15 protein-coding genes are annotated in these 15,043 nt (G+C 65.4%); 7 read left to right on the top strand and 8 right to left on the bottom strand.

The window, feature by feature from the left end; translation table 11 throughout:
- The first annotated feature begins 35 nt into the window (after positions 1 to 35).
- Positions 36 to 911 (top strand): hypothetical protein, encoded by an 876-nt coding sequence (locus tag QFZ60_RS01405; protein ID WP_307087489.1) that lies wholly within the window; start codon positions 36 to 38, stop codon positions 909 to 911.
- A gap of 81 nt (positions 912 to 992) precedes the next feature.
- Here the strand turns inward: QFZ60_RS01405 and QFZ60_RS01410 are convergent, their stop codons facing one another.
- From QFZ60_RS01410 to QFZ60_RS01420, 3 genes are all read right to left on the bottom strand, one after another.
- Positions 993 to 1,589, bottom strand: a complete 597-nt coding sequence (locus QFZ60_RS01410; RefSeq protein WP_307087490.1) for an AAA family ATPase — start codon at positions 1,587 to 1,589, stop codon at positions 993 to 995.
- A gap of 168 nt (positions 1,590 to 1,757) precedes the next feature.
- Positions 1,758 to 3,248 (bottom strand): SLC13 family permease, encoded by a 1,491-nt coding sequence (locus QFZ60_RS01415; protein ID WP_373427654.1) that lies wholly within the window; start codon positions 3,246 to 3,248, stop codon positions 1,758 to 1,760.
- A gap of 10 nt (positions 3,249 to 3,258) precedes the next feature.
- Positions 3,259 to 4,377 carry a PrpF domain-containing protein gene (locus QFZ60_RS01420; RefSeq protein ID WP_307087493.1) on the bottom strand — a complete coding sequence of 373 codons (1,119 nt, stop codon included), beginning with the start codon at positions 4,375 to 4,377 and terminating at the stop codon, positions 3,259 to 3,261.
- A gap of 238 nt (positions 4,378 to 4,615) precedes the next feature.
- Here QFZ60_RS01420 and QFZ60_RS01425 point away from each other — a divergent pair, with 238 nt between their 5' ends.
- The 3 genes from QFZ60_RS01425 (at position 4,616) to QFZ60_RS01435 (ending at position 6,823) form a co-directional block, all read left to right on the top strand.
- Positions 4,616 to 5,554, top strand: a complete 939-nt coding sequence (locus tag QFZ60_RS01425; RefSeq protein ID WP_307087495.1) for a LysR family transcriptional regulator — start codon at positions 4,616 to 4,618, stop codon at positions 5,552 to 5,554.
- A gap of 69 nt (positions 5,555 to 5,623) precedes the next feature.
- On the top strand, positions 5,624 to 5,887 hold the full coding sequence (locus QFZ60_RS01430) for a hypothetical protein (protein WP_307087497.1): 264 nt from the start codon (positions 5,624 to 5,626) through the stop codon (positions 5,885 to 5,887).
- 3 nt (positions 5,888 to 5,890) lie between these two features.
- Positions 5,891 to 6,823, top strand: a complete 933-nt coding sequence (locus QFZ60_RS01435) for a threonine/serine dehydratase (RefSeq protein ID WP_307087499.1) — start codon at positions 5,891 to 5,893, stop codon at positions 6,821 to 6,823.
- A 65-nt stretch (positions 6,824 to 6,888) separates the two neighbouring features.
- On the opposite strand, the gene QFZ60_RS01440 is transcribed toward QFZ60_RS01435, so the two are convergent.
- Positions 6,889 to 7,239: a hypothetical protein gene (locus tag QFZ60_RS01440; RefSeq protein ID WP_018770711.1), complete on the bottom strand. Its 351-nt coding sequence runs from the start codon at positions 7,237 to 7,239 to the stop codon at positions 6,889 to 6,891.
- 156 nt (positions 7,240 to 7,395) lie between these two features.
- Here QFZ60_RS01440 and QFZ60_RS01445 point away from each other — a divergent pair, with 156 nt between their 5' ends.
- Positions 7,396 to 8,313 carry a hypothetical protein gene (locus QFZ60_RS01445; protein WP_307087501.1) on the top strand — a complete coding sequence of 306 codons (918 nt, stop codon included), beginning with the start codon at positions 7,396 to 7,398 and terminating at the stop codon, positions 8,311 to 8,313.
- 78 nt (positions 8,314 to 8,391) lie between these two features.
- Here the strand turns inward: QFZ60_RS01445 and QFZ60_RS01450 are convergent, their stop codons facing one another.
- The 3 genes from QFZ60_RS01450 to hisC form a co-directional block, all read right to left on the bottom strand.
- Positions 8,392 to 9,033 (bottom strand): NADPH-dependent F420 reductase, encoded by a 642-nt coding sequence (locus QFZ60_RS01450; protein ID WP_307087503.1) that lies wholly within the window; start codon positions 9,031 to 9,033, stop codon positions 8,392 to 8,394.
- Positions 9,034 to 9,103: 70 nt separating this feature from the next.
- Positions 9,104 to 9,736, bottom strand: coding sequence for a YitT family protein (locus tag QFZ60_RS01455; RefSeq protein WP_307093170.1), 633 nt, complete (start codon positions 9,734 to 9,736; stop codon positions 9,104 to 9,106).
- Positions 9,737 to 9,789: 53 nt separating this feature from the next.
- Positions 9,790 to 10,899 (bottom strand): histidinol-phosphate transaminase, encoded by a 1,110-nt coding sequence (gene hisC / locus QFZ60_RS01460; protein WP_307087505.1) that lies wholly within the window; start codon positions 10,897 to 10,899, stop codon positions 9,790 to 9,792.
- 91 nt (positions 10,900 to 10,990) lie between these two features.
- On the opposite strand from hisC, the gene QFZ60_RS01465 reads away from it, so the two are divergent.
- Together QFZ60_RS01465 and QFZ60_RS01470 are read left to right on the top strand one after the other, a co-directional pair.
- On the top strand, positions 10,991 to 11,470 hold the full coding sequence (locus tag QFZ60_RS01465) for an Lrp/AsnC family transcriptional regulator (protein WP_307087506.1): 480 nt from the start codon (positions 10,991 to 10,993) through the stop codon (positions 11,468 to 11,470).
- Positions 11,471 to 11,831: 361 nt separating this feature from the next.
- Entirely contained in the window at positions 11,832 to 13,838 is a 2,007-nt protein-coding gene (locus tag QFZ60_RS01470; protein ID WP_307087508.1) for a rhamnogalacturonan lyase, read from the top strand.
- Between the two features lie 76 nt (positions 13,839 to 13,914).
- Here QFZ60_RS01470 and QFZ60_RS01475 read toward each other — a convergent pair whose 3' ends face one another.
- Positions 13,915 to 14,928 carry an SRPBCC family protein gene (locus QFZ60_RS01475; RefSeq protein ID WP_307087510.1) on the bottom strand — a complete coding sequence of 338 codons (1,014 nt, stop codon included), beginning with the start codon at positions 14,926 to 14,928 and terminating at the stop codon, positions 13,915 to 13,917.
- Positions 14,929 to 15,043: the final 115 nt, after the last annotated feature.

The following is a 15,043-nucleotide window of genomic DNA, read 5'->3' on the forward strand; positions in this document are numbered from 1 at the left end:
ACTAAGCATGCTGTCTATTTCGGAGGTTGATCCTGATGCGAAAAGTTTCTGCGCTTGGAGTGGTGACTGCGGCGATGCTGGCCTTGGCCGGCTGCACGGGAGGAGGCGGCGGTACTGCCACCCCGTCAAGCACGACTACAACCCCGACCCCTTCCCCCACCCAGACCGCGAACGCCAAGGTGTATTCGGAGGATGAGCTCCGTAACCTCATCTCCGGCAAGAAGGATGCCGACGGGAACGAACTCAAGCTCTACTCCAAGGAACAGGTTGACCAGGGCGGTAACATCGCCAACCTGCTGATGAGCACGGCAACCATTGATCCCAAGGACTGCAAGGACATTGCCACCGCCGGCCTGCTGGACAAGGTGGAAAGCGGCGACGTGGCCGTGGCGCTCTCCGAAGGCAACCAGCCGCGCACGCTGTCCGCCCAGTCCGGCAGCGAGGGCCCGGACGCCGTCAAGACGCTGAGCGACATCAGCGGCAAGATGAACCAGTGCGCCAAATTCTCGGTCTCTGCGCTGGGCCAGAAGTACGACGTCTCCAGCCAGGAGCTGAAGGCGGACACTGACGCTGAAAAGACCTTCGCCACGGTCAGCACCCGCAGCGGCGACGACCAGCAGAAGCTGATGCAGGTTTCCGCTGCCGAAGGCCGCCTTTTGGTGGTTGCCACCAAGAGCGGCACGGACCTGGGCGACCAGGACCAGAAGGAGCTTGAGGACCTCATCAACGACGTGTTGAAGAAGGCTGAAAGCAGCGCGACCTCCAGCGCCACCGCCAACAGTTCGGCCGGTGCGGCTAGCACGTCCTCGCCGAGCAGCTCGGCCTCGTCCACTGCCTCGTCCACCTCGTCGGCGACGATGTCCTCCGGCAGCGGCTCCTCGTCGTCGGCCTCTCCCACGGCATCGCGGTAGCGGCATCACTCCGCAACGTTTGAAAGGGGCGGGCCAGGACATAACTGTCCTGGCCCGCTCCTTTCTTTAAGGACAATCCGTCTAGCCGGAAAATGCGGAGTCGTTATCCACACCGACGGCGGCCAGCCGCGAGAGCAGGTCCGCCATCAACTGTTCTTTCGGGGCGGAGGCGTCCACTTTCACGAACCCCGCATACTCCGGCAGTTCCCGGTACCCGGCCTGGAAGGCGGCCAGATCGGCAAGGTTCTCGGAATCCGTTCCGCGCGAAATGATGCGGCGGTGTGCCTCGGCGGGCTCGATGTCCAGGTGGACGACGGCGTCAGGCCGCGGCAGGCGGGCCAGCAGCCAGGGCAGGAACCGCCCGCGCGGCAGTCCGTTGGCGGAACGCAGCGCCAGCTGGCAGTGCAGGTGCCGGTCCATGACCACCAGGCCGTCGAAGCGGCCGGCGCGCAGGTGCGAGACCAGGACGTTGCCCACCCGGAGGGTGGTCTCGACGGCGTCAGCCAGTTGGACGGGCAGGCGCACTCCCAGCCTGGCGGCCAGCAGGGACATGACCCGCCGGCCCGCATGGTTGCTCAGGAGCAGCGCCCTGCCGCCCTGCGCCCGCACCGATGACACCAAGGCGCGGGCCGCCGTCGACTTCCCCGATCCGTCGATTCCCGTCAGCACAATGATCATCCGGCCTCCTTCCGCCGTTCCGTTTAACGCCGCGGGCGGGCGCAACGTCCCGGGTAAGCCGTAATTCACAGCTGGGAAACAGAATCAGGGGAGATGGGCGGAAATAAAGGGAACAGCCAAGCGGCCCGCCAGCGCATGCTGACGGGCCGCTTGTGATGAAGAGCTGACCTACATGATGCCGGTAGGCACCAGCAATGCCCAGGCCAGGGCGGGGGCTACCAGCACCACGCCGCCTGCGTAGAACATCAGCTGCTTGTAGACGCGCTGCCGGTCGTCGTCGCGTGCGTTGGCCACAACCAGCGCACCGTCCGTGGAGAAGGGGGAGACGTCGACGACGGTGGCGGCGATGGCCAGGGCGGCCACGGTTCCGGAGGCGCTGAGCGAGCTGGTGGCCAGGAGCGGGCCGGCCAGCGGGATGAACGCGGTCAGCAGGGCGGTGGACGACGCGAAGGCGGAGCCAACGCCGATCACGTAGCAGAGGACCAGCGCGATCAGCAGCGGAGCGCCCAGGGCCAGGGCCTGCTCGGCCAGGGTGTCGATGACGCCCACGTGCTGCAGCAGGGACACGTAGGTGATCATGCCGGCCACCAGCAGGACGGTGGACCAGGAGATGCCGCCGATGAAGGTCTTCTGTTCCTTGATGTTGATGAAGGCGAGCAGCAGGCCGGCGGAAAGGGCCACGAAGCCGATGGGCATGTGGAAGCCGAGGGTGCACACCAGCATTGCCGCGATCAGCGCCAGCGTCAGGATCTGCTGGCCGTGCGGGCGGCCGGTGGAGGACGTATCGATGTCCACGTGTTGCCCGCTTGCGCCGTCGCGCAGCTTGCCGATCAGGGCGAACAGGACGATGGTCAGCACCGACAGGATCAGGTTCAGGGCGAAGCTGGCGATGAACAAGCCACCCTGGGAAATCGGGAAGTCATTCTTCACCGCGATGTCGTGGACCAGGACGCCGGCCACGGACAGCGGGGAGAAGCCACCGGCGTGTGCACCGTTGATGATGAAGGCGCCCATGACCACCGGGTGGATGCGCGATTCGTACGCGAATCCGATGGCGGCCGGTGCCAGCAGTGCGATGGCGGCGGGGGAGAACGTTCCGAGCGAGGTCAATGCGGCGGCGATCAGGAAGAACACCCACGGCAGCAGCAGCGTCTTGCCGCGGACCATCCGAACGCAGCCCTTGACGATGATGTCGATGGTGCCGTTCCGCTGGGCCATGCTGAAGAAGTACGTGACGCCGATGATGGTCAGGACGATGCTGGCAGGGAACTCTTCAAGGATCTGCTTATCGGACATCCCCAGCATGAAATAGCCGACGCCGAAGGACGCCACGAGCCCCATCACGCCGATGTTCAACGGCCATTTGGTGGCCACGACGAACATCACCACGAGGATCACCAGCGGGATGATCTGGACAGCGGTCATGGTCGGCTCCGGGTCCGTGGCGGCTCCCTGGTTGAAGATGCCGCCGACAACGAGGGCGATCACACCCAGGATGGCCAGGCCGGCCACCACCCACAGCAGGATACGACGACGGCGGGAGGAAGCGCGCGAGGGGTGCCCATCCAGCGTTTCTGGTACAGGCGCTGCCTTGGGCTCCGCGATTTGGGTTAGTACGTCTTTGGTCTGCGTTTCTTCTGTTTGGGCAGTCTTGGTCATGACGGTCTCCTCAGAGGGTAGCGCCCGCGAGGGCTGCAGCGGCGGCGCTGCCGGAGACCTCGGGGAGATGGATGATGGTGGTGGCAATGGTGCGGGCCGTGCGGTCGACGCCGACGAGCAGGCTTCCGTCGTGGGCTTCGGTCCACGTCTCGATCACCCCGGCCGGGGTGCGGAGGCGGAGCGTGGCGCCAAGGGAGTCGCCGGCAAAGGCGTGCAGTATGGTTCCCGGCGTCCGGGCGGCCAGTGTCAGGGCGATGCTCCCGGTGATGGCCAGCGCGGGGTGCGGCTTGCCCATCGAAAGCATCATGACGTTGACATCGCAGTCCGGGTCCCTGTCAACGGGAGGTCCGACGACGGCGAGCTTGGGGATGGCGCGGGCCGCACCGGCGATGGTGGGAGCCAGCCCCATCCGCACGGCTGCCTGCCGCCGGATCTGTTCCAGGACGTCGAGTTGTTGTTCGATGCCGGACTGCCAGGTTTCGTAGCGGGACGGGTCCAGGCCGAGTTCAGAAGCCTGGACCATCACCACCGGGGCTCCGGCATCCACCATGGAGACTGTCCAACGCGTCCCGCCGGCAGTAATGGTGTCGGTTGCGGCGCCGGTGGGAAGCAGGGCTCCGGTGGTCTTCCCGGCGGGGTCCTGGAAACCCAGCCCCACCAGGTGGCCCGCGAACGGTACGCCGGGCATGTGGGCCGACGGTACGTCCGGCAGTTCCCCGGACGGAGTGGCCACACGCTGGACGATGATTTGTCCCGTGTTCGTGTTCCTCGTGACAACGCGGGTGACGTCGCCTTCCGGAACCACCCACCCCTTCTCGATGGCGTACAGGCCAACTACTGCCGAGCAGTTTCCGCAGTTGCTGCCCCAGTCAACGGTGGCCTCTTCGATGCCTACCTGGGCGAAGGTGAACTCGATGTCCACACCGTCCCCGGCCGGCCGGTGCAGGATCACGGCCTTGCTGGTGGTGGACGTGGCCCCGCCCACGCCGTCAATCTGCCGGGAGTCGGGACTCCCGTACAGCCGCGGCAGCAGCACATCCAGGCTGGCGCCGCCCTCCTGAAGGTGCCCGGCCTCGAAGACCCAGCATTTGCTGGTGCCCCCGCGCATCCATTCCGCTTCAAACCTCATTGTCGTCCCACATCTCCTTGTGCCTGATCTTCGATTTGGCGCCTGAATCGAGAATGAGCCAGATCACAAGTTAAGACAATGTTCAATAGTTGAAGAGGGCTGTAGCATTGCTTCAATCACTAGGAGCAAAGGGCGAGGGGCGGTGGTATGTGCCGTCGCGGCTGGAAAAGTCCGGCAGCAATCAGGTTTTATACGGCCCAGTTCAGCCAATGAATCAAATCCGCGGAAGGATTAAGCGTTGCTTCACGAAGAAGAGGACAATTTATTCGACATCCGGCGGCTGGCCCTGTTGCTGGAGGTGGTGGAGCAGGGCTCCATCACCGCGGCAGCCGAGCTGAAGATGTACAGCCCATCGGCAGTGTCCCAGCAGCTCCGGAAGCTGGAGCAGGAGGTGGGCCAGCCGTTGTTGAACCGCCGTTCCCGTGGCGTGGTGCCCACCGAAGCAGGACAGATGCTGGCCGGCCACGCACGCAAGATCGTGCGCCAGATGCGGGCGGCGCAGTCCGACCTGAACCAGCTGGCTGGACTGAACCGCGGATCCCTGACTGTAGGTACCTTTCCAACGCTGGCGGGATCCTTCCTGCCCCTCGTCATCCGCGCCTTCAAGAAGCGTTACCCCGCAATCGGCCTGTCCCTCCGCAGCGCCCGCTTCGACGAACTCGTAGCGGACCTCGAATCCGGGGTTACCGGGCTGTGCCTGCTCTGGGACTACCCCTGGAATCCCTTTCACGACGACGCCATCCGGGTCACGGAAGTCTTCCGTGAGAGCACGGTGGTCCTGGTGGCCCGGGGGCACCGGCTGGCGGACCGGGAGGAGGTCAGCATGGAGGATCTTCGCAGCGAGTCGTGGATTGTGCGGGCGGAGGCGCACCCGGTGGTGGAGGTGCTTCAGCGCTCCGCCCATGACGCCGGTTTCGAGCCGGTGATTGCGTTCCAGGCGAACGATTACCAGGAGGCCCAGGCGATGGTGAGCGTCGGGATGGGGGTGGCCATGGTGCCCAAGACTGCGGTGGCACTGCAGCACCCTGACGTGCGGGTACTGAGCCTGGGCGAGGCTGCACCGCTGCGCAGGGTGCTGCTGGCGCAGCGGCAGGACAAGGTGTACGCCCCGGCGGAGGTCGCCTTCCACTCAACCCTGCTGGAAATCGCGCGGGAACGCGCCGCCGACTACCTGTAGACCGTAGGCTGGAAGCCGGCGGGGTTACCCGGCCGGTTGCACAGCAGTTCCCAGGTGAAAGGCAGGACCATGACCGTTTCCAGCGACGATCCCCAGAACACCGCAGACCTTCGCGGACCGGGCGACCCGGACGAGGCCAGGAACGAAGCCAAAGAGGCGCCGCAGGCCGGCATGCACCCGGAACAGCCGGGTGCATCGAACATCCGGGAGGAACAGCAGGCACACGCTGCCGGCACGGTCCCGGCTTCATACGTGGGCGGCGAAGAAGCGGCCCGGGAGCCCGAGCCGGAAGACGCGCTTAAGGAGCCCGGCACGTGGGATGACGAAGTCTGACGGATGATCACCCGCGCCGACGTTGACCAGGCCGCACAGCGGACCGCGGGCCTCATCCGCAGGACCCCCGTCATGGAGGCGGACCCGGGCGCCGTCAAGGGCCAGGTCTGGTTCAAATGCGAATTCATGCAGCACACGGGCACGTTCAAGGCACGGGGCGCACTCAACCGGATCCTGGCCAGCAAGGAGCGGGGCGAATTGCGGGCGGATGTGGGCGTTGTGGTGGCGTCCGGCGGAAACGCGGGCCTGGCCAACGCCTATGCGGCCGGGCAGCTCGGGGTGCCCGCAACCGTCTTCGTGCCCGAAGCAGCTCCGGCAGTCAAAGTCAGCAAACTGAAGGCCATCGGCGCCACTGTGGTCCAGGGCGGCGCGGAGTACGCGGCCGCCTACCAGGCCGCCGTCGTGTACGCGGAGGAGACCGGCGCCATCTACTGCCATGCCTATGACCAGCCGGAAATCGCCGCGGGTGCCGGGACCGTTGGCTCCGAGTTACTGGAACAGGTGCCGGACGTGGACACCGTGTTGGTGGCCGTGGGGGGCGGCGGGCTGATGGCGGGTGTAGCTGCCGCCGTCGAAGGCGTTGCCAAAGTCGTGGCCGTTGAGCCCGAAACGGCCCCCACCCTGCACGCTGCCCTGGCGGCGGGGGAACCGGTGGACGTAGCGGTATCGGGAGTGGCGGCGGACTCCCTGGGTGCCCGGCGCATAGGCGACATTGGATTCTCCGTGGCGGTCCGCTGCGGCGTCGAAAGCGTCCTGGTGACCGACGAACAGATCCATGCCGCGCGTTCCGCGCTGTGGAACGACTACCGGATTGTGGTGGAGCACGGCGCCGCAGCTGCCTATGCCGCGCTGACCTCAGGCGCTTACGTGCCGCGGCAGGATGAACGTGTGGCCGTTATCCTGTGCGGCGCCAACACGGACCCGGCCACGCTCTAGACCGAAACACGAATGGGGACCGGCCGCCTGTCCATAGGCGGCCGGTCCCCATTTGAACGGATTGTTTAGCCGCCGGCCTGGCCGCAGAACTTGCTGTACGTGCTGCCGGCTTCCTGGTAGCCCGACTGGAGATCGGCCAGCTTGTCCTTGTCAGGGTTTTCCTTGGCCTGCTCGTCCGTGTACGCAAGGATCGAGGCCAGGGCGGGCTTGAGATCGTCCGAGGCAACCGCGTGGATGGGGCGGATCTGGTTGGCGAGGTTGTTCATGCCCGTCTTGCCGGCGTTGTTGGCGGGGTTCGACACAACGGCCTGGATCCGCTCGCAGGTTTCAGCGGTGGACAGTTGGTGCGTGGCGGAGCAGGCCGTGGCGGAAGCAACGAGGCCGGCGGCAAACAGGGCTGTGGCGAATTTCTTCATGGGTCCCTCAGTAGTGGTCAGAGGTTTCGATTGTAAGCAGATTGGGTAGCCCCATGCCTTCGCAAGCTCATTACCGGCGCTTAAACTGGCAGCACCAATCGTGCGGAGCTTCCGCAGATGGGCCCCGCGCGCATCGACCCAGACTAAGGAACCAGCATGCGCCAAACAGTACGCCGCCGTGCCGCCGCCGGGCTCGTGGCCTCATTTTCATTGCTTCTACCCACCGCCCTTCCGGCGCTGGCCGCGCCGGATCCCAGGGAGATAGTGCTCGACGGCGCCACCTCCGCCGAGGGCATCGCGGCAGGGGAAGGCAAGACTTTCTACGCAGGTGAACTCACTACCGGTGACATTTTCCGCGGCGATATCCGCAAGGGCACTGTAACCCGCTTCATCGACGCTCCCGCCGGCCGCGCCGCCGTGGGGATGAAGGCCGATACCTGCAACGGTTTGCTGTTTGTGGCAGGGGGAGCCACCGGCAAGGCGTTCGTTTACAGCACCGAAACCGGCAAGCCCGTTGCCGACTTCCAGCTGGGCAAAGGGTTCATCAACGACGTCACCCTCACCGGTGATGGAGCCTGGTTCACCAATTCAGCGGCGGCGGAACTCTACTTCCTGCCCGTGGGCGAACACGGCGAGCTGGGCAAGGTGAAGGCCCTTAAGCTGAGCGGCCCGGCGGCAGAGCTCACGCAGGGATTCAACCTCAACGGCATCGCCGGATCCGAGGACGGCAAAGTGCTGATCGTGGCCCACTCCATGAACGGAGCCCTGTACACGGTCAACCCCAAGACCGGGGAAAGCGCCGCGATCAAGGGCGCCAGCGTACCGTTTGTGGACGGCATCCTGGTGCGCGGCGACAACGTATGGGCGGTCCAGAACCAGCTGAACCAGATAACGCGCCTGGATCTTTCCAGTGACCTGTCCTCCGCCGAGGTCAGGAACATCATCAAGAGCGGCGCATTCAATATCCCCACCACCGTGGCCCTGTTCGGGGAGGGCACCCTCGCTGCGGTCAATGCCCAGTTCAACCAGCCGCCGAGCCCGTTCGAAGTGGTGCTGGTACCCGCCTGGAAGTAGTGCCGAAAACACAAAACCGGCTGGCAGTGGGAACTGCCAGCCAGTTTGGGGTGGGACGAAAGTTTTGAGTGGGACGGATCAGACGGTCCGTGGCGCCTTGGCCAGGTTGTCCTTCAGCTCCAGGGCGTTCTGCCGCTTCACGTAGGCGGGGCGGTCCCGCTCGACGCGCCAGCTCTCGGACAGCGGCCCGACGTCCACGGTGTCGAAGCCGAATTCGTCGTAGAGGCGGGTCACCAGATCCGCGGCTTCGGGGTAATTGCTGGCGGTGGCCAGCGCACGCCGGTTTTCGGTGCCGGCCGGAGTTCCGTCGGTGGTGATGTCCTTGGCCATGATGTGGTTGAAGCCCTTGGCCACCTTGGACTGGGGCAGGTGCTCCTGCAGCAGGCCCGAGGTGGTTGCTTCACCATTGTCCAGGGCGGGGATCCTGCCGTCCCGCTCCCAGTAGTAGTTGTTGGTGTCGATCACAATCTTTCCCGCGAGCGGCTCCACGGGAACGTCCTTGTAGTTCTTCAATGGCACCGTGACCACGGCGAAGTCGCCGGCGGCTGCCGCTTCAGCTGCCGTTGCCGCCCGGGCCTTGGGGCCCAGCTCGGAAACCAGGTCCTGGAGGGTTTCCGGGCCGCGGGAGTTGCTGATGACTACGTCGTAGCCCAGTTCCACGGCCTTCCGTGCAACCTGGCTTCCAATATGTCCTGCACCGATGATTCCGATTGTTGTCATATGGGCGCCAACGCAGGTCCCCGCGCAGATATTTCAGCCGCCTGCGGGGAATAAATGCCCGGCCGCCTGCCTACTTTCCCAGGTAGCGGCCGGGCCGGTGGTTCAGGGCAATGACCAGGTTCAGGAGGGTGGCGCCGGCCGCGGACAGCAGCACCATCAGTGGCGTTACGAGGATGAGCGATGCCAGGACGATGGCTACGTCCAGCACCATCTGCACATACCCGGCCCGCCATTTCAGCTTTTCCTGCAGCAAAAGGGCCAGGATGTTGAAGCCGCCCAGGCTGGACTGGTGCCGGAACAGGATCAGGAGGCCGACGCCGGCGAGCAGGTTTCCGCCCAGCACGCCGTACACCGGGTCAATATGCAGCGATCCCAGGGCGGCAGGGTGCAGGCTGGCCATCACCGAGACCAGGGCGATGGCGGCGCCGGTGCGGAGGGCGAAGTTCCAGCCCTTCTTCCACACCGCCAGGGCGAAGAACGGAAGGTTCACCGTAAAGAAGAGGACGCCGAACGGCAGCGGGGCCGAATAGCTGAGCAGCAGCGCCAGGCCGGCGGTACCGCCGGTCACCGCCCCGCTGGACTTGAGCAGGAACAGCCCCAGCGACGCGGCGAACGTCCCGGTCAGGATGCCCAGGACGTCCTCAACCACGGAATGACGGACGGCCGACGGCGGCGCTGAAGGTGCCGCCGTCGGCCCTTCCAGGTGGAGGGCTGGGCCGGCAGAGGTTGCGGCAGCAGGTGCTTCTGTGGAGGTACTCACTGGGCGGTGCCCGCCCCGCGCAGGAACCTCGACCTGTCGGCCAGGACAGCCAGGACCCGGTTGTTGGTGGCTTCATCGGCCAGGGTGATGCGTACCCCGTCCACGGCGTAGCCGCGCACCAGGATGTCGGCGTCTGCCAACGCATCGAGGAGCCGTACCCGCAGATCGTCTGAAGCCCGCAGCCAGTAGAAGTTGGCCTGGCTGGCCGGCACATCCCAGCCGTAGCTCCGAAGCGCCTCGATGGCCCTGGTGCGTTCCCGGGCTACCGCCTCGGTCCGCTCAAGGACCTCGTCCCCGGCCGCCAGCGAGGCAACCGCGGCCGCCTGCGCCATCCTGTTGACACCGAAGGGGACGGCAGTGCGGCGGAGGCCTTCCGCAATGTCCGGGCGGGCTATGGCGTAGCCGATCCGCAGGCCTGCCAGCCCATAGGCTTTGGAGAAGGTCCGCAGGATGCACAGGTTGGGGTAGCGGCGGTAAAAATCGAGCGAGTCGACGCCAGGGCCGCGCTGGAACTCGATGTAGGCCTCATCCAGCACCACCAGCACGCGTGGCGGAACCGAGCGGAGGAACTCCTCCAGGGCGGCCTCACTGATGGACACGCCCGTGGGGTTGTTGGGCGAACACAGGATCACCAGGCGGGTTCGGTCGGTGATCGCCGCGGCCATGGCGTCCAGGTCGTGGTGTTCATTGGCCAGCAGCGGCACGGGGACCGAAACGGCGCCTGCCACTGCCACCAGGATGGGGTAGGCCTCGAACGAACGCCACGCGTACACCACCTCGTCGCCGTGCCCGCAGACGGCGGAGATGATCTGCTGCAGCACGCCCGAGCTTCCCGGCCCGGCGGCAATTTCCCCGGCGCTGACACCGAAATGGGCGGCGATGGCATCCCTTGCCTCCACCGCACCCATGCTGGGGTACCGGTGGATCCTGCCCGCCTCGGCTGAGATGGCATCGATGACGGAAGGCAGGGGAGTGAAGTGGCTTTCATTCGAGGCCAGGGCGGCGGTCAGGTCAGACTGCGCGCTTTTGCCGGCCACGTACGCGGGAAGCTGGGCGACGGCGGCGCGGACCTCGGGTGCCGCAGCTTCGGGAAGGGTGCTGGTCATGGAAGCATGGTGCGCGGATTAAGGACGTTTGCGCAACACAACTGTTTGGTGGAGGACAGATCAAGCCTTTACGAAAGGCGCTGGTGGCAAAATGCTTAGTATGCACCGCATCGATGCTCTTGACGCAGAGATCCTCCTCACACTCGACCAGGACCCCCAGGCCACCGTGCTGTCCCTCTCAAGGACGCTGGGCGTGGCGCGCAATACCGTGCACGCCCGGCTCCGCCGCCTGGCCAACGACGGGAGCCTAGCGCCCTTCAGCCAGCGGGTGCGGACAGAAGCGTTGGGCCTGCCGCTGCTGGCCTTCATCTCCATCTCCATCAGCCAGTCCTCGAGTGACATTGCCGTGGCGGCGCTGCAGACCATCCCGGAAATCATCGAGATGCATGCCACCACCGGGGACGCCGACCTGCTCGCCAAGGTGGCCGCGAAGGACCCGGCCGACCTGCACCGCATCACCAACGCGATGCTGGCGATTGACGGCGTCGTCCGCACCAGCACGGCCATGTCCCTGGTGGAGGTCATGCCCACCCGCACCCTCCCGCTGCTGCAGGCGGCAACACGCAAATAGCGGATCAACGCCCGCTCACCTTTGGCGCGTCTTCTGGCAACGCCCGCTCACCTTTGACCCGTTTTGAGGCAACGCCCGCTCACTCCAGGGGTTGAGAGTGAGCGTGCGATTGGGCAATAGGCGTCAAAAGTGAGCGGGCGTCCAGGGGGCGTAGAAGCAAACGCAATAGAACAAATTCTCCCAATAACTTTCGGTCAAACTGTTGACGGACTTTGTCAGGCGCTGATAAACCTGAAGGGCAGAAAGCGTTTCCTCGCAGACCAACTCCCTCGAAATTACTCCCGTGGGCATGCTTGGCCAAATGAATGAAACGTTACAAAACTGTCGTGCGGCAGACTCAGCTGCCGCCGCATCAAAGGAGATGTTTCTTTTGGCACACCCCTCAATGTGTTCCCCGAAGTCCCCGGCGGGCAGGGCCTGGAAGGCACCCGCCGCAGCCGCGGCCACTCTCACCGCAGCGGCTCTCGCTTTCACCGGCGTCCCGTTCGCCGCTGCTGATCCAGGCCAGCCAACCCCGGCAACCCCGGCAGTGTCCGGACCCACGCGCCAGGTGGAAAACCTGGACCGCGCCCCGGTGGCAGTGCTCACGGACCAGGGCGTCACCCTGGGCTGGCGGATGCTGGGCCTGGACAAGGACAGTGTGGGCTTCCATGTCATCCGCGACGGCGTCCAGATCACCGACGAGCCCATCCGCAGCACCACCACCTATGTGGACCCGGCGGGAACGGCCGCCTCGAAGTACGTCATCAAGACGGTGGGGAACGGCAATGGGCAGGACAAGCTCAGTGCCGAGTTCAGCCCGCTGGCACAGAACTACCTGCCCATCAAACTGGACAAGCCGGCCGATGGCGTCAGCAAGGACGGTAAGCCGTACACCTACACGGCCAACGATTCGACCGTGGCGGACCTGGACGGCGATGGTGCCTACGAAATCATCCAGCTCTGGAACCCATCCAATGCACAGGACAACTCCAAATCCGGCTACACCGGCAACGTATACGTCGATGCCTACAAGATGGACGGCACCAAGCTGTGGCGCATCGACCTGGGCCGAAACATCCGTGCGGGGGCCCACTACACGCAGATGCTGGCCTACGACTTTGACGGCGACGGCAAGGGGGAAGTGGCCTTCAAGACCGCGGACGGCACCACCGATGCGGCAGGGACGGTCATCGGAGACCCTGCCGCGGATTACCGCAACAGTGCCGGCTACGTGCTCTCCGGGCCGGAATTCCTCACGGTGTTCAACGGCGCCAGCGGCACCATCATGGATACCGTTCCCTATGACCCGCCCCGCGGAAGCGTTGCCGCCTGGGGCGACAGTTATGGAAACCGCGTGGACCGTTTCCTGGCAGGCGTTGCCTACCTCGACGGCGAGCACCCGTCCATGATGTTCAGCCGTGGCTACTACACCCGCACCGTCCTGGTCACTTACGACCTGGTCAACGGCAAACTGGTCAAGCGGTGGAAGTTCGATTCCGACGTTGCGGGCGCCGAGTACAAAGGCCAGGGCAACCACAACCTCTCCGTGGCGGACGTGGACCAGGACGGGAAGGACGAGTTCGTCTTTGGCTCCATGACCATCGACGACGACGGCACCCCGCTTTACAACACCAAGCTGGGCCACGGCGACGCCATCCACACCGGCGACCTTGATCCGTCACACCCGGGCCTGGAGACGTTCGCCGTCCACGAAAGCATGAGCCAGAGTGGCAACCGCGGCGCCACTTTCCGTGACGCCGCAACGGGCGAGGTGCTGTGGAGCATTCCCGCCGTCAAGGACACCGGCCGCGGTGCCACCGGCGACATCGACCCCCGCTTTCCCGGTTCGGAAAGCTGGGCTGTGGGCGGCGACGCTGCCTGGAACTCGCCAGTCGGGTTCCTGATGTCCGCCAAGGGTGAGCGGATTTCGGACAAGATCCCGGCCGCCAACTTCATGGCGTGGTGGGACGGCGACCCGCTGCGGGAAATCGTTGACCACGACTTCAACGCCGACGCAGGCGTGGGTGTTCCCACCGTCTCCAAGTGGAACTGGGAGACCGAAACCAGCGACCGGCTCCTGACGGCCACCGGCGCCCGCACCAACAACCACACCAAGGGCAACCCGTCACTTCAGGCGGACCTGCTGGGCGACTGGCGCGAGGAGCTGGTGTTCCCGTCCGCGGACAGCACCGAACTGCGGGTTTACACCACCACCTCACCCACGGAGATCCGGCTCCGCACCCTGATGCACGACCCCATGTACCGGACTGCGGTAGCCCGCGAAACGGTGGGCTACAACCAGCCTCCGCACCCGAGCTTCTTCATCGGCGAGGGAATGCAGACCCCGGCCGCGCCGGCTGTTTTCTACGCAGGAAACACCAAGTAAACCGACCTGCATAACGGCAAAGCGCCGCCCGCCTTGGGGGAAGGCGGGCGGCGCTTGTCTTATGGGCAGAGCCGGGTCAGTGGCCGCCGAGGTTGCCGCCGACCGGCGGCAGGCCGCCGTCGTTGCGGTCGTCCTCGCGCCGTTCGCCGGCACTCAGGTTCTCACCCTCCAGCGTTTCATCGGACTCGCCCGTGGCGTCCACCAGCCCGTTGGTCTGGTCGAACGGGTGGCCGATCCTGCCGTCATCCAGGTCGGCGACCGAGCCGGAAGAGCCGGCTGCCGACGTCGTGCCTGCCGTTGTGGTGTCAGCTGTCCCCGTGCCCGGGTAGGCGCTGCCGGTGGTGGCGCCGGTGGTGAGGGGCTCGGCCGGGACTGCGCCCGCGGTGGATGAAGTGTCCGTGGTGGTGTCCGTCGTAATCGGGGTGACGGTGGCCGGCTCGCCGGGAGCCACCGGCGTTACCGTTTCATCGGCGGCCGCCGTGTCTCCCTTGTTGCCGCTTGCAGCCATGGCCGCTGCTGCGCCCGCCGCTGCTGCGATGCCCACGCCGGCAGCAACCTTGCCGGAGACACCGGCCTTGCCGGAATCACCGAGGGATGCGCCCGCATGCTCAACACCGGGCGTGCCCACCGTGGCGCCGGGATTGACGGAACCGCGCCATGCGCCGCTGGCATAGCCTTCGTCCTCGATGAATTCCTTGAACTTCTGCAGGTCTGATTCTGCCTGCCGGTCCACGACATTGAGCTTGTCGCCCACCTTCTCGATCAGGCCTTCGGGCTCATATTCGAGGGTCAGCTTGATGGAGGTCTGGCCGCCTCCGACGTCCTCGAATTCCACCGCGCCGGCGTTCGTGGCGCCTTCGGTCGCGGCCCAGGCAACCTTGCGGTCCGGAACCTGCTCCAGGATCTTGGCTTCCCACTGCCTGCGGACGCCGCCAATTTCGGCCACCCACTCCAGTCGGTCGTCACTGAGCTGGGTCACGCTCTTGACGCCGCCCATGAAGTGCGGGAACTCCTCGAACTGCGTCCACTGGTTATAAGCGGTGCTCACCGGTACGTTCACCAGAATGCGTTTTTCCACCTTCGTGCTCATAACGTCTCCTTCGCTTTGCTACCGGGAACTGATGAGTAGGAAAAATCATCAGCATGCTTACCAACATACCTTTTGGGTGCGGATGTTTCCAGAGCCCCACTTCAGCCGGGTATGG

The sequence above is a fragment of the Arthrobacter sp. B2I5 genome (assembly GCF_030816735.1).
In the GTDB taxonomy this organism is placed as follows: Bacteria; Actinomycetota; Actinomycetes; order Actinomycetales; family Micrococcaceae; genus Arthrobacter.